This is a genomic window from Kribbella sp. NPDC048837, from assembly GCF_055586945.1.
This window is the reverse complement of the sequence record NZ_JBVJHF010000005.1, coordinates 156017-176129: the sequence shown is the minus strand read 5'-3', so window position 1 is coordinate 176129 and position 20113 is coordinate 156017. Positions and strand designations below refer to the sequence as shown.

Annotated in this window: 20 protein-coding genes; 9 read left to right on the top strand and 11 right to left on the bottom strand. The window is 68.8% G+C overall.

The features are described from left to right. Positions 1-108 precede the first annotated feature (108 nt). The 4 genes from ACZ6O0_RS24270 to ACZ6O0_RS24255 all read right to left on the bottom strand — a co-directional run bounded on the left by ACZ6O0_RS24270 (position 109) and on the right by ACZ6O0_RS24255 (position 5954). Positions 109-3204: a GH92 family glycosyl hydrolase gene (locus ACZ6O0_RS24270; protein WP_465767683.1), complete on the bottom strand. Its 3096-nt coding sequence runs from the start codon at positions 3202-3204 to the stop codon at positions 109-111. Positions 3205-3382: 178 nt separating this feature from the next. Then, entirely contained in the window at positions 3383-4141 is a 759-nt protein-coding gene (locus tag ACZ6O0_RS24265; protein ID WP_465767250.1) for a DUF3800 domain-containing protein, read from the bottom strand. A gap of 92 nt (positions 4142-4233) precedes the next feature. Further along, entirely contained in the window at positions 4234-5127 is an 894-nt protein-coding gene (locus ACZ6O0_RS24260; RefSeq protein ID WP_465767249.1) for a Rossmann-fold NAD(P)-binding domain-containing protein, read from the bottom strand. Continuing rightward, a complete protein-coding gene (locus ACZ6O0_RS24255) occupies positions 5124-5954 on the bottom strand; it encodes a phosphotransferase (protein ID WP_465767248.1) in 831 nt (276 codons plus the stop codon). The genes ACZ6O0_RS24260 and ACZ6O0_RS24255 overlap by 4 nt, the downstream gene beginning before the upstream one ends. 53 nt (positions 5955-6007) lie before the next feature. Here ACZ6O0_RS24255 and dapD point away from each other — a divergent pair, with 53 nt between their 5' ends. Next, a complete protein-coding gene (gene dapD / locus ACZ6O0_RS24250; RefSeq protein WP_465767247.1) occupies positions 6008-6946 on the top strand; it encodes a 2,3,4,5-tetrahydropyridine-2,6-dicarboxylate N-succinyltransferase in 939 nt (312 codons plus the stop codon). Between the two features lie 91 nt (positions 6947-7037). Beyond that, positions 7038-8015 (top strand): VldE C-terminal domain-containing protein, encoded by a 978-nt coding sequence (locus ACZ6O0_RS24245; protein WP_465767246.1) that lies wholly within the window; start codon positions 7038-7040, stop codon positions 8013-8015. Positions 8016-8064: 49 nt separating this feature from the next. Here ACZ6O0_RS24245 and fdxA read toward each other — a convergent pair whose 3' ends face one another. After that, positions 8065-8391, bottom strand: a complete 327-nt coding sequence (gene fdxA / locus ACZ6O0_RS24240; RefSeq protein ID WP_465767245.1) for a ferredoxin — start codon at positions 8389-8391, stop codon at positions 8065-8067. 127 nt (positions 8392-8518) lie between these two features. On the opposite strand from fdxA, the gene ACZ6O0_RS24235 reads away from it, so the two are divergent. Next, entirely contained in the window at positions 8519-9445 is a 927-nt protein-coding gene (locus tag ACZ6O0_RS24235) for a GNAT family N-acetyltransferase (protein WP_465767244.1), read from the top strand. Here the strand turns inward: ACZ6O0_RS24235 and ACZ6O0_RS24230 are convergent. After that, positions 9427-10803 carry an MFS transporter gene (locus ACZ6O0_RS24230; protein WP_465767243.1) on the bottom strand — a complete coding sequence of 459 codons (1377 nt, stop codon included), beginning with the start codon at positions 10801-10803 and terminating at the stop codon, positions 9427-9429. The two genes, ACZ6O0_RS24235 and ACZ6O0_RS24230, sit on opposite strands and share 19 nt — an antisense overlap. A gap of 55 nt (positions 10804-10858) precedes the next feature. Here ACZ6O0_RS24230 and ACZ6O0_RS24225 point away from each other — a divergent pair, with 55 nt between their 5' ends. Continuing rightward, on the top strand, positions 10859-11296 hold the full coding sequence (locus tag ACZ6O0_RS24225) for a type II toxin-antitoxin system PemK/MazF family toxin (protein WP_465767242.1): 438 nt from the start codon (positions 10859-10861) through the stop codon (positions 11294-11296). Here the strand turns inward: ACZ6O0_RS24225 and ACZ6O0_RS24220 are convergent. The 5 genes from ACZ6O0_RS24220 to ACZ6O0_RS24200 form a co-directional block, all read right to left on the bottom strand. Continuing rightward, a complete protein-coding gene (locus ACZ6O0_RS24220; protein WP_465767241.1) occupies positions 11293-13062 on the bottom strand; it encodes a VanW family protein in 1770 nt (589 codons plus the stop codon). The two genes, ACZ6O0_RS24225 and ACZ6O0_RS24220, sit on opposite strands and share 4 nt — an antisense overlap. 136 nt (positions 13063-13198) lie before the next feature. Beyond that, the gene (locus tag ACZ6O0_RS24215; RefSeq protein ID WP_465767240.1) at positions 13199-13717 is read right to left on the bottom strand and encodes a flavin reductase family protein; all 519 of its coding nucleotides are present in this window, start codon (positions 13715-13717) and stop codon (positions 13199-13201) included. A gap of 66 nt (positions 13718-13783) precedes the next feature. Next, entirely contained in the window at positions 13784-14695 is a 912-nt protein-coding gene (mshB, locus tag ACZ6O0_RS24210) for an N-acetyl-1-D-myo-inositol-2-amino-2-deoxy-alpha-D-glucopyranoside deacetylase (RefSeq protein ID WP_465767239.1), read from the bottom strand. Positions 14696-14738: 43 nt separating this feature from the next. Further along, entirely contained in the window at positions 14739-15029 is a 291-nt protein-coding gene (locus ACZ6O0_RS24205; RefSeq protein ID WP_465767238.1) for a LuxR C-terminal-related transcriptional regulator, read from the bottom strand. A gap of 153 nt (positions 15030-15182) precedes the next feature. Beyond that, positions 15183-15551 (bottom strand): (deoxy)nucleoside triphosphate pyrophosphohydrolase, encoded by a 369-nt coding sequence (locus ACZ6O0_RS24200; protein WP_465767237.1) that lies wholly within the window; start codon positions 15549-15551, stop codon positions 15183-15185. Positions 15552-15600: 49 nt separating this feature from the next. On the opposite strand from ACZ6O0_RS24200, the gene ACZ6O0_RS24195 reads away from it, so the two are divergent. The 5 genes from ACZ6O0_RS24195 (at position 15601) to ACZ6O0_RS24175 (ending at position 20087) form a co-directional block, all read left to right on the top strand. Further along, positions 15601-16227 (top strand): hypothetical protein, encoded by a 627-nt coding sequence (locus ACZ6O0_RS24195; protein WP_465767236.1) that lies wholly within the window; start codon positions 15601-15603, stop codon positions 16225-16227. A 107-nt stretch (positions 16228-16334) separates the two neighbouring features. Next, on the top strand, positions 16335-16643 hold the full coding sequence (locus ACZ6O0_RS24190; protein ID WP_465767235.1) for a hypothetical protein: 309 nt from the start codon (positions 16335-16337) through the stop codon (positions 16641-16643). Next, complete coding sequence (locus ACZ6O0_RS24185) at positions 16643-17443, top strand: hypothetical protein (RefSeq protein WP_465767234.1); 801 nt, start codon at positions 16643-16645, stop codon at positions 17441-17443. The genes ACZ6O0_RS24190 and ACZ6O0_RS24185 overlap by 1 nt, the downstream gene beginning before the upstream one ends. A gap of 17 nt (positions 17444-17460) precedes the next feature. Then, entirely contained in the window at positions 17461-19338 is a 1878-nt protein-coding gene (locus ACZ6O0_RS24180; RefSeq protein ID WP_465767233.1) for a fumarate reductase/succinate dehydrogenase flavoprotein subunit, read from the top strand. Then, positions 19335-20087, top strand: a complete 753-nt coding sequence (locus ACZ6O0_RS24175) for a succinate dehydrogenase/fumarate reductase iron-sulfur subunit (RefSeq protein WP_465767232.1) — start codon at positions 19335-19337, stop codon at positions 20085-20087. Before ACZ6O0_RS24180 ends, ACZ6O0_RS24175 begins: the two co-directional genes overlap by 4 nt. Positions 20088-20113 lie beyond the last annotated feature (26 nt).

The window sequence follows — 20113 nt, the reverse complement described above, 5'->3', positions numbered from 1 at the left end:
CAGCGTGACACCACCTGCTACTGCCGCGGCCCACATGCCGAACGCAGCGCGGTCGGGGCGGATGGTTGAGACCGTCCGCCACCGACCGCGCTTGCGACGTCTACCTAGTCAGGCTAGGAGCTCGATTTGGCTGAGGCTGACGTCCGAGGTCGAGGCCGTGATCGTCAAGCGGTAGTGCGTATAGGCGTCCGGGGTGGTGATCGTGAAGGGGCGGGTTTGGCGGCGCCAGGGGAATGTCTCGTTGGTGCGGGTGTCGAGGACGGACCAGGTGGTGCCGTCGAGGGACGCCTCCAGGCGCCAGGAGGTTGGGTCACCTTCGGATGAGCCGGAGGTGAGGGTGTAGAAGCCGGCGGTCGCGGGCTCGGGGAGGGACCAGGTGACCGTCGGTGTCGACAAGCGGGTTTCGGTGGTGGAGTCGTCGTCGAAGAGCGGGTGGTCCTGGCGAGGGATCAGGTCGATCAGGGGTGCGGGGACCGCGTCGTCGGTGGTGAGCGCGGGTGGGGTGTCGAGGGTTCCCCAGTCGGACGGCTCGGGGCCGAGGACGAAGTGGAGCTCGCGGGCGGACCGCAGGACGTCGTCGGGGATGGATGCTGTCGGCAACTGTTTGCCGTCGACGAGGACCTCTTGCACGTAGGGGTGCCGGTGATCGGAGGCGGTGATCACGATCGGCGTGCCGCCGAGCGGGGTGACCACGGTCCGGGCGAAGAGCGGGGAGCCGATGGCGTACTCGGGGGCGCCGACGCGGAGCGGATAGATGCCTAGGGCACTGAAGAGGTACCACGCGGACATCTCGCCGTTGTCCTCGTCGCCCGGGTAGCCCTGCCCGATCTGTTCGCCGACGAAGAGGCGTTGCAGGACCTCGCGGACGATCGCTTGCGTCTTGTACGGCGTACCGGCGTAGTTGTACATCCACGCGATGTGGTGTGCCGGCTGGTTGCTGAAGCCGAACTGGCCCATCCGGACGGCTTGGGCCTCGAGCATCTCGTGGATGACGATCGAGTAGGTGCCCTTCTTCGTGGCCAGCTCGGGCGTTGCGAAGAACTCGTCGAGCTTGGCCTCCAGACCACGCGGGCCGCCGTACAGGTTCGCCAGGCCGCGGCCGTCATGGGCGACGTGGAAGGCGAAGTTCCAGCCGTCGGTCTCGGTGAAGTCGCCGCCCCACTCACAGGGGTCGAACTCCGCGGGCGTCTTCGCGAACTGCCCGTCCGGCCGCCGGCCCTGGAAGAAGTTGATGTCCGGGTCGAACAGCAGGACGTAGTTCAGCGAGCGGCGCCGCAGGTACGACGCTTCCTCGTGCAAGCGGGCCCGTCGTTCCGCGGGCACGGCCGGGTCGTCGGCCAAGCGGTCGGCCATCAGCGCGAGACCGAAGTCGTTGAGGTACGCCTCGAGCGACCACGACACGCTCTCCTCGGTGTCGGTACTCACGTAGCCGGCGAAGAACCCGGTCGCCACACCCTTCCGCCCGACCTCGGTCTCGGTGGGCGCGACGGTCGCGTTGCGCAGACCGGCGTCGTACGTCGCCAGCGGGTCGGGCAGCGCGACGCCCTTCAGGTAGGCGTCCGCGAACGAGACGTCGGAGCTCGTCCCGGTCATGCAGTCCGCGTAACCGGGCGACGACCAGCGGGCGATCCACCCACCGTCGCGGTACTGCTGCACGAAACCGTCCACCAGCTCGGCGGTCAGCTCCGGGTAGAGGAACGCGTACGCCGGCCACGCGGTCCGATACGTGTCCCAGAAGCCGCTGTTGACGTACATCTTCCCCGGCTTGACGACCGAGTTGGTCTCGCGGTCGGTCGCCGTACCCTCGGTCGGCAGCACCGGGCTGGCGTAGCGGTGGTCGGGGGCGTCGTGCGAACCGGCGTTCTCGAAGTGGGAGTTCGGGTAGAGGTTGAGGCGGTAGAGGTTGCCGTAGACCGTGCGCAACTGCGGCTCGGTCGCGCCCTCGGGGCGGATCACCTGCAGGCGCTCGTTCCAGGCTTCGTTGGCGGCCCGCTGGATGTCGTCGAAGGTGCGGCCGTCGAGCTCGAGCTCCAGGTTGTGCCGGGCCTGGTCGACGCCGATGAACGACGTCGCGATCCTCAGGGTCACCTCGGACGCGCCGAACGTCGCGGCGCGGGCGTTCTCCCGGCCGCCGGTCGCCGGTCCGAAGCCGGTCGGGGTCGCGGAGAAGAGTCCGTAGCAGTACATCCGGGTCCGGCCGGTCTCCGAGCCGTTCTCGACCCAGCCGGTCAGCGCGGTCCCGTCGTACCCGAAGGCGCCGTTCTCGTCGATGGTGTCGAAGACCAGGTGCCGGCCCGGCGCGTCGCCGGGGAAGGTGATGCGGAAGATCGCGCCGTGGTCGGTCGGCGCCAGTTCCGCGCGTACGCCGTTGCTGAGGGCAACCGAGTACACGTCCGGGCGCGCCAGCTCGTCATCGTGGCTGAAGGCAACGGCTCGCTCGGCCGGATCGCCGAGCGGCTCGGCCGCCGCGACCGGCATGATCGTGAGCTGGTCGCGGTCGCCCATCCACGGGCTCGGCTGGTGGGAGAACGTGAGTCCCTGCAGCTCGGGGCGGTTGTCGGCGTTGTTGGTCCGGTGGTACTCGTACGGCCAGCGATGCGTGGAGGCGTCGGTCACCGGGGTGAGGAAGTTGAATCCGTTCGGCCAGGCGGTGATCGGCAGCGTGTTGCCGCGGGAGAAGCCGTGGCTGGCGTTGGTGCCGCGCCGCGTGTCGACGTACGCAACCAGGTCCGACCCGTCGAGTCGCGCCGGTGCCGGCGAGATCTCGAGGTCGTCGATCCACCCTTGGAAGTCCGAGTCCGGCGCATCAACCACCAGCAGCACCCGCTCGACCGTCTTCCCCACGACCGCCGAGAGATCGACCTGCACGTCGTTCCACTGGTCGGCGTACAGAATCTTCGCCGCACCCTGCCCCGCCGCGTCGAACGGCATCCCGTACTGATCCGTGGCACCGGCCTCCGACAGCCGGGACCCGTCGGTGAACACCAGATCCACCGCGGCGTACGTCGCCGCGTAGCTCAGCTGACCATCAAGCTCCGGATAGATCTTGTACCGCAACCGATCCCCGGCCCGCGCACCAACGTCAACGCCCGGCAGCTCGGCCTCCTGCCGCCCACCCGCCCCCGCATAACGCACAGCGTCAACACTGCTGAACCCGGCCCGCGGACTGTTCGGCCCACCCGGACCGCCACCTGTCTCGATCATCACGGCCGCAATGCTACGTTTCAACGCGGCGGGCCGTGCAAACGTCTCAAGGCGTGCTGGTCTCCTGCTAGGCTGTTGATTACGAGGCCTTCGATGGCCGCGGAGAGAACGCCAGGTCTGCTGCCAGACCCGCCTGATCAGGTGCGGCGCTCCGGACCATCGAAGGTCTCGTTGCTGTTCACAACCCGGTGCGCGGCCACCACGGGTACGCCTCCAACGTCCCAGGCACCACGACGACCTCGAAGCCACCTGGGCCGTCGTCTGCACGTCGGATCTGATGCCGGACAGCCATCAGGTGGTGCGCCTCGAAGCCCCCGAACTCGTCCGCCTCGAGCGCTGCCCTCAGCATGCCGGCGTACTGGTCCGCAGCCTGGAGCCCGTCTAGCTGCCCGGGACCCAGGAATGCGGGCCGCCCTCGCAGCAGCTCCCACGGCGCACGATCGGCAGCCCGCACCCGCAACTTCTCGAACCAGGCCAACGTCTCCTCATGCCGGAACCCCCGGACATGCCCGAAGGAGATCACCACATCCCGCCGACCTCCCGGCCATTCGTCGGCCGTCCGCAGCACCTGCTCGAGCACCCGCCCGGCCACGAAGTTGTAGAAGGCGACCTGATCGGAGATCGCCTCCTCCAGCAGGCCGATCGCCGACTTCTCCACCAGAACGAAATTCACCACAACGCCCGGCACCGCCGCCAGCTGCGCCGCCACGAACTGCCGCCGGGGGAACCTCTTCACGTGCTCTGTCCAGTGCAACGGCTTCCGCACCGGGACCGACAGCCGATGCCTGCAGTGCGCGATCGCACGCCGAAGCCCTGCATCGTCCTCGTCAGCGACGACGACCGCGACCATGCCGAAGTATCGCGACGCACGCAGCGACAGACCACGGTCGCCGGTCTCGTCCACGTAGGCACGCACCAGCGGCCGTTCGAAGTACATGGACGGAAACCCTATGAGCCGGCAGGCGTCCGTGGCGGCTCAGAACTGGGTCTGTGGATATCTGCTCTTGAATGCCCCAGGTTGCCCTGGATTCAGTGCGGTGGTGGGGGTGGGGTGTTCCCATCTTGGACCCAGGTGATGTAGTCGCGGGCGGTGGATTCGGGTGGGCGGAGGTGGAGGCCGGCGGTGCGGGCTCGGGTGTTGTCCAGTTGGAAGGTGCCGTCGTTGGTGCCGTCGTGGGGGAGGTGGAAGCGGTCCACGGCGGGGGTCCAGTTGATGGGGGGTGCGGTGGGGACGGCGGAGCGCCAGGTGTCGGCGAGGGCGGACATGGTGTGGGTGGGGCCGACGGCGTTGTAGGGGCCGGGGACGGCAGCGGTGGTGAGGTGGAGGAGGAAGGCGGCCAGGTCGCGGGCGTCGATGTACTGGATGGGCTGGCCGGGGCGGGCGGCGCATTCCATCGGGGTGTTGTGGGCCAGGGCCCAGCCCCAGTTGCCGAAGTCGGGGTTGTAGGGGCCGACGACGAAGCCGGAGCGTACGGCGGCGGTCCGGGGGCCGAAGGTGTCGGCGAGCAGCGCCTCGCACCGGACCTTGGAGGGGCCGTAGAGATCCATGGTGAAGTGGTCCTCGGGTGCGCCGGCCGGCCAAGCCAAGAGAGGCGCGGATTCGGTCATGCCGGGCGTGGTCTTGCTGGCGTAGACGGCGATCGACGACATGTACGTGTAGTGCGCACAGCGGTCGCGGAGCAGCGAGGCGCTCAGGCGGACGTCGTGGACCAGGAAGCCGGACATGTCGATGACGCCGTCCCACTCCCCCGTCGCCAGTACGCCGGGATCCGCGCGCTCACCGGTCAACCGGCGTACCTCGGGGAACAGGCCGGGATTCGTCCGCCCGCGGTTGAACAGGGTCACCTCGTGGCCGTCGCGGAGAGCGGCCTCGACGACGTGGCGGCCGAGGTTCTTCGTGCCGCCGAGGACGAGGAGCTTCACGCGAGCTGCCCCACGAGACCTTCGAGCTCGGCCAGCAGCGGATCGATCCAGTCCTCGGAGCCCGGGATCGTGCGCAGACCTTCCGCGATGACGAAGTCCAGGGCGCGCAGGCAGAAACACGCGCCGCCGACGAGCACCTGCCGGTCGACCAGGAAGGGGTCGGCTCCGGCGGCTTCGACGTACCGGCCCACGATCGGCCCACGGTCGTGGCCGAGGGCAACGGCATCGCGGACCAGCGTGTAGAGGTCGCTGAGGTGCGGAGCGACGTACACGAGCGGCCAGTCGACTGCGGTCCAAGAGGTCCCGTCCGTCACCAGGTTCTTCGGTACGAAGTCGCCGTGGACGATACCCAGCGGCGCCTGCTGGTGGAGCGCGGCGAGTGCCTGCGTCAACGGCGCCACATCGAACGAGACCCGCCCGATCCGGTCGGCCAGTTCCTTGGCGTGCTCCGGCGGGAAACCGGTCGGTCCGGAAACAGCCCGGCGACGAATCTCGGCGAGCAGCCCAGCCGCGGCCAGGAACCCCTCCGCCGACGGCTCCTGCTCCAGGGTCACCCGTCCGACATCCGCGAGCACCAGCACGCCGTCAGTCGCCGAGAGCAGCTCCGGAGCCGGCAAACCGAGCGGAACGACGAACCGCTCGTACGCCGTCGCCTCACCGGACTGCGCGTCCGTCCCGCGCTTCACGATCACGCTGCGCAGGCCGTACGACAGCCGCCACACCTCCGACGACCCCCACTGCCGCAGCAGCTCCCCGTGCAACGCCTCGACCGACGGCGCCTCGGTCGCCCGGAGGACCGGGCCGCGGGGAAGCCAGGCGGGAAGCATCCGAAGAGTAGACCACGGTCCGTCGCCGGGCGCCGCCGAATTAGGGTGTGGGTATGACCGAGAACGCCACGCACGCCTGGGGCTTCGGCCTCGCCACCGTCACCGCCGCCGGGACCGTCCTCGACGTCTGGTTCCCGGCCCCCGAGCTCGGCACCCAGCCGGACGGCGCGAAGGCGCCCGCCGAGCTGATCGCGGCCGAGGGCTACGACGAGCTCCGGCAGGTACGGCGTGCGGTCGTCGCGACCGGGATCACGCTGGACCAGGCCCCGGCCGGGACCGCGGACGCGTACCTGCGGCTGCACCTGCTGTCACACCGCCTGGTCCGCCCGCACGGCCTCAACCTGGACGGCATCTTCGCCGCCCTGCCGAACAACGCGTGGACGTCGCTCGGCCCGGTCCCGGTCGAGGAGATCGAGCAGGTCCGGCTCCGGGCCCGCGCGGCCGGGCAGCACCTGTCGGTGACCAGCGTCGACAAGTTCCCCCGGATGACGGACTACGTCGTACCGAGTGGGGTCCGGATCGGCGACGCGGACCGGGTCCGGCTGGGCGCGCACCTGGCCTCGGGGACGACCGTGATGCACGAGGGATTCGTGAACTTCAACGCCGGCACGCTCGGTACGTCGATGGTCGAGGGCCGGATCGTGGCCGGCGTCGTGGTCGACGACGGCAGCGACATCGGTGCGGGGGCGTCGATCATGGGCACCTTGTCCGGCGGCGGCACGCGGGTCGTCTCGATCGGCAAGCGCTGCCTGCTCGGCGCGAACGGCGGCACCGGCATCTCGCTCGGCGACGACTGCGTGGTGGAGGCCGGTCTGTACGTGACCGCCGGTACCAAGATCACCCTCCCGGACGGCAGCGTGGTGAAGGCCCGCGACCTGTCGGGCCAGCCTGGCCTGCTGTTCATCCGCAACTCGGTCACCGGTGCGGTCGAGGCGCGGCCGCGCAAGGGTGAGGGCATCACGCTCAACGAGGCCCTGCACGCCAACGCGTGACTTCGGCCAACCAATGTGAGGTTGTGCACGTCAACCACTTCGTGACGCACAGATCGGAACCTGCCCACCGCCCCCGGACGTTGGGAGCGGTATGCCGATGAAGCGGGGTGCCGTGGTTGCCCTGGGCGCGATCGGGGCGCTCAGCCTGGCGATCGGCGTCGGCATCGCGTGGGTCGGCGGCAAGAACATCGGGTCGATCCTGCCGCCCCCAGAGCAGTGCGAGGCCACGGTCGACAACCAGACCGTGGTCCTCGACCTGGAGCAGGCCGAGTCGGCCGCCATCATCGCGGGCGTCGCCGTACGCCGTGGGCTGCCGGCGCGGGCGGCGACGATCGCGCTCGCGACGGCGTACCAGGAGTCCGGACTGCGCAACCTGGCGCACGGGGACCGGGACTCACTCGGGCTGTTCCAGCAGCGGCCGTCGCAGGGCTGGGGCACCGAGGCGCAGGTGCGGGACCCGCACTACGCGGCCGGGAAGTTCTACGACGCGCTGGTGAAGGTGAAGAACTACCAGAAGCTCGCGGTCACGGTCGCGGCAGACGCGGTGCAGCGCAGCGCGTTCCCCAACGCGTACGCCGACCACGAGGCGGACGCCCGGGTCCTCGCGTCGGCGCTGACCGGGCAGTCGAAGAGCGTGTTCAGCTGCACCGTGAACACGGCGTCGGTGCCGGCCGAGACTATGGGCCGGAACGGGCTGACGCCGCGGGCGGACGCCGTACGGAAGGATCTGATCCAGACGTTCGGGGAGTTGTCGACCGGCGGATACGCGGCGGGTGGCGTCCGGTCAGGGCACATGGAGGGCTCGGCGCACTACGACGGCCGGGCGGTCGACGTGTTCGTCCGGCCGATCTCGGCGGCCAACACGACCAAGGGCTGGGCGATGGCGCAGTACCTGGTCGCGCGGGCGGACGTGCTGAAGATCAAGACGGTCATCTTCAGCGACAAGATCTGGACCGCGGGCGGCCGCTCGGACAGCGGCTGGCGGGACTACACCCCACCTGAGCGCTCCGGCGACCCGGCCATCCTCCGCCACCTCGACCACGTCCACGTGGACGTCCAGGAGCAATGATGCGGGGCGCCCACTCGAGGACGCCCCGCATCAGTAGGTAGTCGGACGATTACTCGTCGTGCTCCCGCGGGGGCAGCGCCGCGATGAACGGGTGATCCTTGTCGATCTTGCCCATCTTCGACGCGCCGCCGGGGGAGCCCAGGTCGTTGAAGAAGTCGACGTTCGCGGTGTAGTAGTCCTTCCACTGCTCCGGGGTGTCGTCCTCGTAGTAGATCGCCTCTACCGGGCAGACCGGCTCGCACGCTCCGCAGTCGACACACTCGTCGGGGTGGATGTACAGCATCCGGTTGCCCTCGTAGATGCAGTCGACGGGGCACTCCTCGACACACGCGAGGTCCTTCAGGTCAACACACGGCTGCGCGATGACGTAGGTCACTGCTCTCCTCCTATGGCAGGCAAGCGCAGCGCTGGACTTGGGGTGCTGCGATGCGGTGGTGCTGTGCTTGGTGCAGGGTCTCTAGTATCACGGTAATACTTCGCCCACTCTGCCAGGAGTCCGCATCGTGTCAGGCCTGGATACCCGTGATATCGGCCACCGTGTCGTGGTCCGGCACCGGATACCGGGCGGCCTCACCGACGTGATCGGCGTCCTGCAGTCCTGGGACCCCGCAGGCCTGGTCGTTCGGCACGCTGACAGCAGTCTGCACCAGATCGGCGCCGGTGAGGTTACAGCGGCGAAAACGATCCCCGAGCTGCCGCTGCGCCCGGTGGACGTCGAGCAGCTCTTCCTGACCACCGCACTGGGCCGCCCCGCGGTCGAAACGTCGTACGTCGGTCACTGGTTGCTCCGGGCATCGGCCGGCTGGACCGGCCGGGGGAACTCGCTGCTGCCGGCGGGCAGCCCCGGGATGCCCGTGGCCGAGGCCCTCAAGCACGCTGAAGCCTTCTACGACGAGCGCGGCCTGCCCCCGCAGGCCCTGATCCGGCTCGGCAGCCCGGAGGCGGAGGAGCTCCGTGACCTCGGCTGGGTCGACGCCCGCCCCGAGCAGTCCGACGTCCTCGTCATGCACACCACGCTCGACCACGTGAACGCCGCACCGGAGTACGACGTACTGGTCGCGGAGCACCCGGGAGACGCCTGGTACGCGGCCGCGTTCGACGGTCCGGTGCCCGAGCCCGCGCCGAAGGTGCTCGAGGGCGCACCGAAGGCCGTCTTCGCCTCGATCACCTTGGACGGCCGGATTGTGGCCGTTGGGCGTGGATCCATGACGGGCCATTGGCTCGGCGCCGATGCGATCCGCGTCGACCCGGCGTACCGCCGCCGTGGCCTGGGCTCGGCGATCCTGCAGGCTCTGGCCCGCTGGTCCGGTCCGTTGGGCGGTCGCCGCACCTACCTGGAGGTGCTGGAGGAGAACGGCCCCGCGATAGCCACCTACGGAAGGCTCGGCTACCGCGAGGCGTACCGCTACCGCTACCTGACCAGCCGCTGAGCCGCGCCCGCCCCGATCAGGGTGAGAACGACAAACCCAGCCAGTACGACGCTCAGCGCGCGACTGGGGTCAGTTGCCAGCGCGGCATAGGTAGAACCGGCCAGAGCGACGCCCAGTGCGCCGGAGAGCTGTGCGTTGGTGGCAACCACTCCAGACAGGTCAGCGGCGTACTGCGGAGTCATGCTGGATGTGATGGCCCCGATCAGCGTGTTGGCGCTGATACCGAGCCCGAGGCCGCCGATGCCCAGCAACACGAACAGGAATGGCCCAGTGCGGCCGCCCAGCAGCAGATAGGCCAGCACCGACAGATAGCCGGCCGCGAGGACCAGGCAGCCGATGACCGGCATCCACCGCACTCCCCTGCGCAGTCTGGGTAGTACAGGACCGGCCAGACCGAAGGCGGCCACCCAGATCACCATGGCGAAGCCTGAGTAGGCAGGGCCTTTGTGGAGGCCGTCCTGGAGGTAGAGGGCGAGAACGAAGAGCAGGGCGAAGTACGTGCCCGACGTACAACCGTGAGCGAGCAGACCGGCCCGGACGGACGGGGTGCTCAAGACCTGGCGGGCGATCAGTGGACGACCACCACGGGCGGCTGTACGGCGTTCGCCGTACTCGAAGAGGGCCAGGGCCGGGAGGCTCAGCAGGAGGCAGACCCAGGACCAGGCCGGCCAGCCGCGCTCCGAGCCCAGCAGGAGCGGGACGATGACGAGCAGAACCGTTGTGGACAACGTGAGTACGCCGAGCAGGTCCAGGCGATCACGGTGCCCGGCCGGATCGGCGGGGAGCCGTCGGCGCGCGGCGATCGCGAGGGCGATGCCGATGGGGACGTTGACCAGGAAGATCGGGCGCCAGCTGGTGCCGAACAGGTCAGCCGCGATCAGGACGCCGCCGAGAATCTGCCCGGCGACGGCACCGCCGGACAGCGCGATCGAGAAGTAGCCGAGTGCCTTCAGCCGATCGCGGCCCTGGAAGTGCAGCTGAATGCCGCTCAGCACCTGCGGGACCATCAGCGCGGCGCCGGCACCCTGGACGAAGCGGGCGACGACCAGCGTGATGATCTCCGGCGCGAGCCCGCACGCCAGCGAGGCCACCGTGAACACGGTCAGGCCGAGGAGGAACGTCGTACGGTAGCCGAGCGACGAGCCGAGGCGGGCGCCGGTGATCAGCAGCACGGCGAAGGCGACGACGTATCCGGACACGACCAGGCCGACCGCTCCCTCGGAGGCGTGCAGATCGGCGCCGATCGACGGGCCGGCGATGTTCGCGACCGCGGTGTCGATGTTCGCCATGAACTGGCCGGTCAGCAGGACGGCGAGGATCGCGTTCCGGCCGCGCGTCGGAGTCTGAGTGAGTGCCACGCTCGGAGGAACGGTTCGAGGTGGGTGGGATGTGAGGGCGTTAGTCTCGGGTGCCATGGCGGATCACGTGGCGGAACGGCCCGAGTACGCGGGGGACTTCGAGGGAACGGTGCACGTGGAGTACACGCCGCACCCGGACGACGGGGTGGCGGATCCGGGCGAGATCGTGTGGACCTGGGTGCCGTTCGAGGAGGACTACACCCGCGGGAAGGACCGGCCGGTGCTGGTGGTCGGGTCGGACGGGCCGCTGTTGCTGGCCTTGATCCTGACCAGCAAGGACCACGACCGCGACGCCGCCGACGAGGCGCGCTGGGGGCGGGTCTGGATGGACATCGGCAGCGGCCCCTGGGACAAGGAGGGCCGCCGCAGCGAGATCCGCCTGGACCGGGTGCTACGGATCGACCCGTCCCAGGTCCGCCGCGAGGGTGCCGTCATCGGCGAGGACCTCTTCAACGAGGTCGCCGCCGAACTCCACACCCTCCACCGCAGCTAGCTGGGGCGGCGGGGCGTGGTGGGTTTGCCGAGGGTGGGCGGGGTGCTGATGCCGGGCGGCGGCGGCGTGGTGCCGGGCTTGGGGCCGCAGCGGATGTCGTCGGCCGCGTTGTACTTGGTGGTGAACGACTCGGTCTTCTTCCGTACGCCGTTCTGCGCGAAGTACCGGTAGACGGTGATGTCGAACCCGGCGGTCGGCGCCTGCGGCCGGCAGTCGCCCGCCTGGCTGTAGACCACCTTCGGTGCGCGCGGGTTGGACTTCCCCGACTGCCCCGCGGTGATGTCCCAGACCTTGGTGCCCCAGATCTTCACCGTGATGCTGCCCTGGCTGCCCGGCGTGGACGCCTTGAAGATGGTCTGCACCAGGATCCCGTGGCCGGAGTCGTTCAGGAACTTCATGTCCACCGCCGGCCAGGCGACCGTTGCCTCCCGGCCGATCGGGTAGCGGCTGATGTAGACGCTGTGCGCCTTGTGCTCGACGTCCTTCAGCCCAGCGAAGAACGCCGCGTTGAAGGTGGTGGTCGCCGATTGCGACACGCCGCCGCCGAGATCGAGGACGAACTTCCCGCCGCTGATGATGTTGCCCTCGGTGAAGCCGTTCTCCTTGGTCCGCTCGCCGACGATCTTGTTCAGGCTGAACGTCTCGCCCGGCTTCAGCAGCGTGCCGTTGATCTTGGCCGCCGCGGTGCCGATGTTGACGTTGCGGTAGGGCGCGTGCGGGAAGCGGGTGGTGAACTCCCCCATCACTTCCTTGATCCCGAGCGCGGTCACCTGCTCGGTCGTCACCGCCGCCTGGGTGTTCGCCAGCCCGACCGCGGCCCGGCGCTCGCCGGCCGGCTTGGCCAGGATGCCGAGGATCGCCGGCGCCACCTTGGTCCGGTCGACAACCATGCCGTCGACAGCCGGCACCACCTTCGGCGCGTTGCCGACGATCTGGACGGTCGCGTCCTTCGGCAACGTCTCCAGGGCCTTGAACCGCTTCTGGAACAGCGGCTCCAGCTTCTTCGCGTCCAGCGTCGGCGTGATCTTGCCGCCGGGCAGCGTCACCGCCAGCGCCGGCGCGATCTCGGCCGGCTCCAGTTCGACCGACTTGGACCCGACGGTGAGCCGGATCGGGCCGGACATCGCCGGTTCGGCGTACTCCTTCAGGGCGTTGTCGAGCGCGTCGGTCCCGGCCTGCGGCTTGGTCACGCCGACCGGGAGATCCTTCGCGTCGCCGTCGGTCGGATACGCGGCGAGCACCGCGTCCTCGGCCTTGGCGTTGTCCAGTTGCAGGCCGTCGGCCGGTGCCTGCGTGACCGGCTTGGTGCCGTCGAACGTGATGGTGCCTTCGGTGGCCGGCCGGTTCACCTGCTTGGCGAGCTTCTCGACCGCGGCCCGCAGCTTCGCGTCGTCCTTGGTGACCACCGGCTGGATCGCGTCGCCGCCGGTCAGGCCGTGCCAGATCCGGCCGGGGGCCAGGCTGCGGCCCGCGCCCGCGGCGGACACGGTGGCGTCCAGGTCCACGGACAGGCCGGCGTCGGCCGGGTTCACCTGGAACTTCGCCTCGCCCGCCTTCAGCGCGATCGGCTGGTTCACGCGGTCCTCGAGACCTGCCTGGAGCTTGGCCTTCGCGTCCGGCTTCGAGAGGCCACCGACCGGGATGCCGAGGATGGTGGTGTCACCGGGGATCTTGTCGCCGGCGAAGGCGAAGGCCGCCCCGTACCCCACCAGGAACACACCGAGCCCCGCCGCGGCGATGATCCCCGCGAGCTGCTTTCTCCCCACCGGAAAGTGTCCTCCTGCTCGAAGCCATGGTCAGGCTGCGCCACACGGACGCAGCGCAGGCACAAGGGCACATACTACGGGACGGGGCATGCCCCTCCGACCGATGGGCCTGCCCCGGGGTGCCCCGAGATCACCCTCAGGCGTCGGGCAGTTGCCGGTAGTGACTCGAATGATAGATCAGGGCGCTCGGATCGGCCGGTTCGCCCAGCCCGAGACTCAGCACCTCACCGACCACGATCGTGTGATCGCCGCCGTCGTACGTCGCCCAGGTCCGGCACTCGATCCAGGACAGCGCGCCGTCGACCAACGGGCAGCCGGTCTTCGGGCCGGCTGTCGTACCGATGCCGTCGAACTGGCTGTACAGGTCGCGTCCGGACCGGGCGAACCGGTCCGCGATCGGCTGCTGGTCCCCCGCCAGCACCGAGGCGGCCCAATAACCACAGTCCAGTACGGCGTCGTGCATCCGGACACCCTTGTCGACGCAGACCAGCACCAGCGGCGGATCCAGCGAGACCGAGGTGAACGCGTTCGCCGTCATCGCGTGGGCCACGCCGTCCTGCAGCGTGCTCATGATCGTGATCCCGGACGCGAACCGTCCCAGCGCCGCACGGAACTCCGCGGGCGCAACACTCCCACTGGGCTCGGATGCGGACACCCCAGCAGGTTATGCCCGCTGGAAGGTTGATGCCTCAACCGAGCGTGTGGGAACGGTCACTCCGGTCTACAGACCGGCGAACAGGTCGTGCTCGACACCGTCCGGACCGGGCGCGGCCGTGCCCTTGACCAGGCGGTACGGCTCCGAGCCCCAGATCTGGTTGCCGTTGTTGTTCGACAGCGCGAAGAACGGTCCGTCGACGGTGATCTGGGTGGCGTGCGCCTTCATCGCGTTCATCTTGCGATCCAGGTACGCGTCCGCGTCGATCACGCAGTCGATCAGCCGGTCCGGCGTGACGAACGGGCCGAGCGGACCGTCCGGGTCCAGCCCCTCGAAGGTCGTGGTGTCACCGGCGTCGCGCAGCTCGCGCAGGCTCGCGCGTATCCGCGACTCCGCCATCGCCGTCCAGTAGATCTTCGGGATGTCCCACGCCTCACCGAGGTCCTCCCGGTAGGACCGCGCGCCGGCCAGGGCGGCGGCGTACGTCGCGACGCGGTGGGCCTTGATGTGGTCGGGATGGCCGTAGTTGCCGTACTGGTCGTAGGTCACCAGCACCTGGGGCCGGATCTCCCGGATGACCGGGACCAGATCGTTGGCGGCGGTCAGCAGGTCGGCCTGCCAGAAACTGTCCTTGCGGGTCTCCGGCGGGACGTCCGCGTTGCCTTCGTCGTTGTAGATCATCCCGGTGTCGCGGTACTTGCCCGGGGCCCCGAGGAAGCGGTGGTCGGTGACCCCCAGCTCCGCCATCGCCGCGGCGAGCTCGCCGATCCGGTGCTCACCGAGCTGGTCGGTCTGGTCGGCGGCCAGGTGGACGAGGTCCGGGACGAGCACCTCCCCCTCCTCACCGAGGGTGCAGGTGATCAACGTGACATGGGCGCCTTCGGCCACATAGCGCGCCATCGTCACGCCGTTGTTGATCGTCTCGTCGTCGGGGTGGGCGTGCACCAGCATCAGCCGGCGATCCGGAAGCTCAACCATGCCGAAAGCCTACGTCGACCCCCGGACAGAAACGGACGTCCGCTCAGCCGAAGCGGCGGACGAGCAGGCAGCCGGCCTGGAAGCGGGACTTGGCGCCGAGCCCGAGGATCAGGGCGCTGATCTCGGCCCGCACGGTGCGCAGCGACAGCCCCAGCTCACGCGCGATCGCGGCGTCCTTGGCGCCGGTGGACATCATCCGGCCGATCGCCACCTGACGGCTGGTCAGCTCCTTGACCGCGACCGGAGTCTGCCGTCGCGACCCCAGCTCGTACACCTCACAGACGATCTCCGGCGCGAAGTCCCGCACCGCAGTAACGGCCGGATACACCGACATACCTCACTCCTCCCCAAGAAGTCCCAGGGCAGGATTGTCTCGGTGGTCTGATCCACTCACCAGGTACAACCCATACAACTGACCCATACAAGTTCCTCTGCGTGAGGCCGTGATGGCTTTCCGCACGCTCCGAACTGGTGTGACTTCCGCCACTCAGAGCCGGGTCCGGAGCTCCCGGACGAACGGCCGATCCGGGACCAGCCACTCCGCTTCGTCCAGTTCGGCGACGCCGAACCACCGGAGCTCGTCGTGCTCCCGGCGTACCGGTTCGCCGTCGACGATCGACGCCAGGTAGACGTGCAGCCGGTAGCGCTCGGAGATGTCGACGGCCGGCCCGAGCGACTCCCCGACCTTGATCTCCAGGTCGAGCTCCTCGCGGATCTCCCGCACCGCCGCCTGCTCCTCGGTCTCCCCCGGCTCGACCTTCCCACCGGGAAACTCCCAGCCGCCTTCAGGCCCCGGCCGGTACGCCGCCAGCACCAAGCCATCCCGTACTACGGCTACTCCCACGACAATCTGCACGTCGTGACTCTGCCAGAAACTGTCGGTCAACTTCGGCAGGATGGGCCACATGCCGTTGCAGAACAGGGTTCTCCCCACCCAGGAGATCGTGGCCGACGACGGCCGCGGCCTGCTGATGGGCAACCGCGGCACCCTGCACAGCCCGGATCGCCGCCTCGGCACCACCCGCTGGCGCTCGAAGGCGTGGATCTGCTGCGTCCTTGACTGGAAGGGCGTTCAGCGCGATCCGATGCCACCCGGCCGCTGGACGGCACTGTTCTTCTTCGACGAAGCCGTCGCCCTCGCGGCCGGCCATCGCCCCTGTCATTACTGCCGTCGCAGGGATTTCCTCCTCTACGCCGGCGCCTGGGCGCGCGGCCGCGACCTCGACGAGCGGCCGCGCGCCGCCGCGATGGACGCGCAACTCCACAGCGAACGCGTCGATCCACGCACCAGGCAACAACGCACGACCGTCCAGGACCTCGCCACCCTCCCCGACGGAGCGATGATCCGGTACGACGGACGCCCTGCCCTCGTCCTCGGCCACCAGGTCCTGCCCTGGTCCTGGCAGGGGTACGGCGAACCCCGGCAACCACCGGGACTGCGCGACGTCGCGGTCCTCACCCCACCGGCGAATCTCGTTGTGCTGCAGGCCGGATTCGCTCCATTACTCCACCCGTCGGCACGTCGCAACTGAGGTGACCCTAACTGGAAACACGCCGTACCGAGGGGTCTTCCAATGGGCGCCTGGCGGGGGCAAAGTGTGCCCATACTGACAGCAACATCATCATCACTGGAGTCGGCATGGGTGCTGAGGTCAACAGTGGGGGCAACAGCGGCGTCGCCGCGGTCGTCCGCGCGCTCGAAGGACTGCATGCGGCCGTCGGCAAACTCAGCCAGGAGTACGGTGACACCCTCGGCATCCGCCGCCTGGTGTCCGACGTGGCCCGGCTGAACGACGATCTCGCAGAGCTCGGCCCACCCGACCCCAAGCACAGACCCGGACCTGTTCCGGAGGAACTCGAGGAGATTCCCGACGTGGAGTATGACGCGTCCATGTGGACAGACGCGGAGCATGAAGGCTTCGGCGCGCCGGACAGGCACGCTCCCTGATGGCGACGGGCGTAAGCGCACCCGGTCGCGCGCAGATCGGGCAGAAAACCCTACGAACCGACCGCTGGTGGCTGGCGCCGCTGCGGATCGGCGTGATCCTGATCTTCTTCATCGTCTATGCGACGGTCCGGATCTTCATGAACAAGTGGTACTGGGTCGACGCGTACCACTACCTCACCCCGCTGTACTCACCGTGCCTGACCTCGTCCTGTGTCGAGGGCTCGAGTCACCTGGGCACCTGGTTCGGGGCCTTCCCCCGGATCATCCCGTTCAGCATCATCACGTTCGTCGTGCTGGCCGGCTTCCGCGGCACTTGCTACTACTACCGCAAGGCGGGCTACCGGTCGCTGTTCTTCGCGCCGGCCGCGTGCGCGGTCCCGGAGCCGCACAAGAAGTACACCGGTGAGCGGAAGTTCCCGCTGGTCGCGCTGAACCTGCACCGCTACTTCTTCTACGGTGCGCTGGTCTTCGGCCTGCTCAACGTGTACGACGGCATCCAGGCCTTCCACGGCAAGGACGGTGGCTTCGGCATCGGCCTCGGCACGGTGATCATCTGGGTCAACCTGGTGATGCTGTGGCTGTACACGCTGTCCTGCCACGCCTGCCGGCACATCGTCGGCGGCCGGCTGAAGAACTTCTCCAAGCACCCGATGCGCTACCGGTACTGGACCTTCGTGTCCAAGCTGAACCCGAAGCACGGCACGTTCGCGATGGCGTCGCTGTTCACCGTGATCCTCACCGATGCTTACATCATGGCGCTCTCGGCCGAGTGGTTCTCCGACCTGCGCATTCTCAACTGATACGGATCTCTGCAGACATGACTGAGCTGGAACGACACTCATACGACGTCGTCGTGATCGGGGCCGGCGGCGCCGGCCTGCGCGCGGCGATCGAGGCCCGTGAGCAGGGCAAGCGGACCGCGATCGTCTGCAAGTCCCTGTTCGGCAAGGCGCACACCGTGATGGCCGAGGGTGGTTGCGCGGCCGCGATGGGCAACGCGAACTCCAACGACAACTGGCAGGTCCACTACCGCGACACCATGCGCGGCGGGAAGTTCCTGAACAACTGGCGGATGGCCGAGCTGCACGCGCAGGAAGCCCCCGACCGGGTCTGGGAACTGGAGACGTACGGCGCGCTGTTCGACCGCACGCCCGACGGCCGGATCAGCCAGCGCAACTTCGGCGGCCACACCTACCCGCGGCTCGCGCACGTCGGCGACCGCACCGGCCTGGAGCTGATCCGCACCCTGCAGCAGAAGATCGTCTCGCTGCAGCAGGAGGACTTCGAGAAGACCGGCGACTACGAGGCCAACCTCAAGGTGTACGCCGAGTGCACCGTCACCGAGCTGCTCAAGGACGGCGACGCGATCTCCGGCGCCTTCGGGTACTGGCGCGAGTCCGGCCGCTTCATCCTGTTCGACGCCCCCGCGGTCATCCTGGCCACCGGCGGCGTCGGCAAGTCCTTCAAGGTCACCTCGAACTCCTGGGAGTACACCGGTGACGGGCACGCGCTGGCGATGCGGGCCGGCGCCACGCTGATCAACATGGAGTTCATCCAGTTCCACCCGACCGGCATGGTCTGGCCGCCGTCGGTGAAGGGGATCCTGGTCACGGAGTCGGTCCGCGGCGACGGCGGCGTACTGAAGAACTCCGAAGGCAAGCGGTTCATGTTCGAGTACGTCCCCGACGTCTTCCGGGCGCAGTACGCCGAGACCGAGGAGGAGGCGGACGGCTGGTACAAGGACCCGGACACCAACCGGCGCCCACCCGAACTGCTGCCGCGGGACGAGGTCGCCCGGGCGATCAACTCCGAGGTGAAAGCCGGCCGGGGTACGCCGCACGGCGGGGTGTTCCTGGACGTGTCGACGCGGCTCCCGGCCGAGGAGATCACCCGGCGCCTGCCGTCGATGCACCACCAGTTCAAGGAGCTGGCCGACGTCGACATCACCGCCGAGCCGATGGAGGTCGGTCCGACCTGTCACTACGTGATGGGCGGGGTCGAGGTCGACCCGGACACCGCGCAGTCCGTCGTACCGGGCCTGTTCGCGGCCGGTGAGGTGGCCGGCGGCATGCACGGGTCGAACCGGCTGGGCGGCAACTCACTGTCCGACCTGCTCGTCTTCGGGCGCCGGGCCGGCATGGGCGCGGCGGTGTACGTCGACTCGCTGCAGGAGCGGCCGAAGATCGACGAGGCCGACATCGACGCGGCGGCCGCCGAGGCACTGGCACCGTTCGAGCTCGAGGGCGGCGAGAACCCGTACTCGATCCACCAGGAACTGCAGCAGTCGATGAACGACCTGGTCGGCATCATCCGCAAGGAAGAGGAGATGGAGCAGGCGCTCGGCCGGCTGGCCGAGTTCCGCGGCCGGATCGCGAAGATGACGGTGGAGGGTCACCGGCAGTTCAACCCCGGCTGGCACCTGGCCCTCGACCTGCGCAACATGCTGACCGTGTCCGAGTGCGTGGCGAAGGCGGCCCTGCAGCGGCAGGAGTCCCGCGGCGGTCACACCCGCGACGACTACCCGGGCATGAACGCCGACTGGCGCAAGATCCTGCTGGTCTGCTCACTCGACGCCGACGACTCGGTGAACGTGGTCCGCAAGGACCAGATCCCGATGCGCGAGGACCTGCTGGAACTGTTCGAACTCGACGAGCTGAAGAAGTACCTGACCGAAGAGGAGCTGCCCGCCAAATGAGTTATCAAGGCAAGTTCCGCGTCTGGCGGGGCGACTCCGAGGGCGGTGACCTCAAGGACTACGAGGTCGAGGTGAACGAGGGCGAGGTCGTCCTCGACGTCATCCACCGGCTGCAGGCGACCCAGGCGCCGGACATGGCGGTCCGGTGGAACTGCAAGGCCGGCAAGTGCGGGTCCTGCAGCGCCGAGATCAACGGCATGCCGAAGCTGATGTGCATGTGCCGGATGAACACGTTCGGCGAGGACGAGGTCGTCACGGTGACGCCGATGCGCACCTTCCCGGTGATCCGCGACCTCGTCACGGACGTGTCGTTCAACTACCAGAAGGCGCGGGAGATCCCGGCCTTCAAGCCGCCGGCGGACGTCAAGCCGGGCGAGTACCGGATGCAGCAGGTCGACGTGGAACGCTCGCAGGAGTTCCGCAAGTGCATCGAGTGCTTCCTGTGCCAGGACACCTGTCACGTGATCCGGGACCACGAGGAGAACAAGGAGAACTTCTCCGGTCCGCGGTTCCTGATGCGGATCGCCGAGCTGGACATGCACCCGCTCGACGACGCCGACCGGCAGCACGCGGCCCAGGAGCAGCACGGCCTGGGCTTCTGCAACATCACCAAGTGCTGCACGGAGGTGTGCCCCGAGCACATCAAGATCACCGACAACGCCCTCATCCCGATGAAGGAACGCGTCGTCGACCGCAAGTACGACCCGATCGTCTGGCTGGGCAACAAGATCCGCCGCCGCCCGGCCTGATGCATCCGGTGGGAAGCCCCTGACTG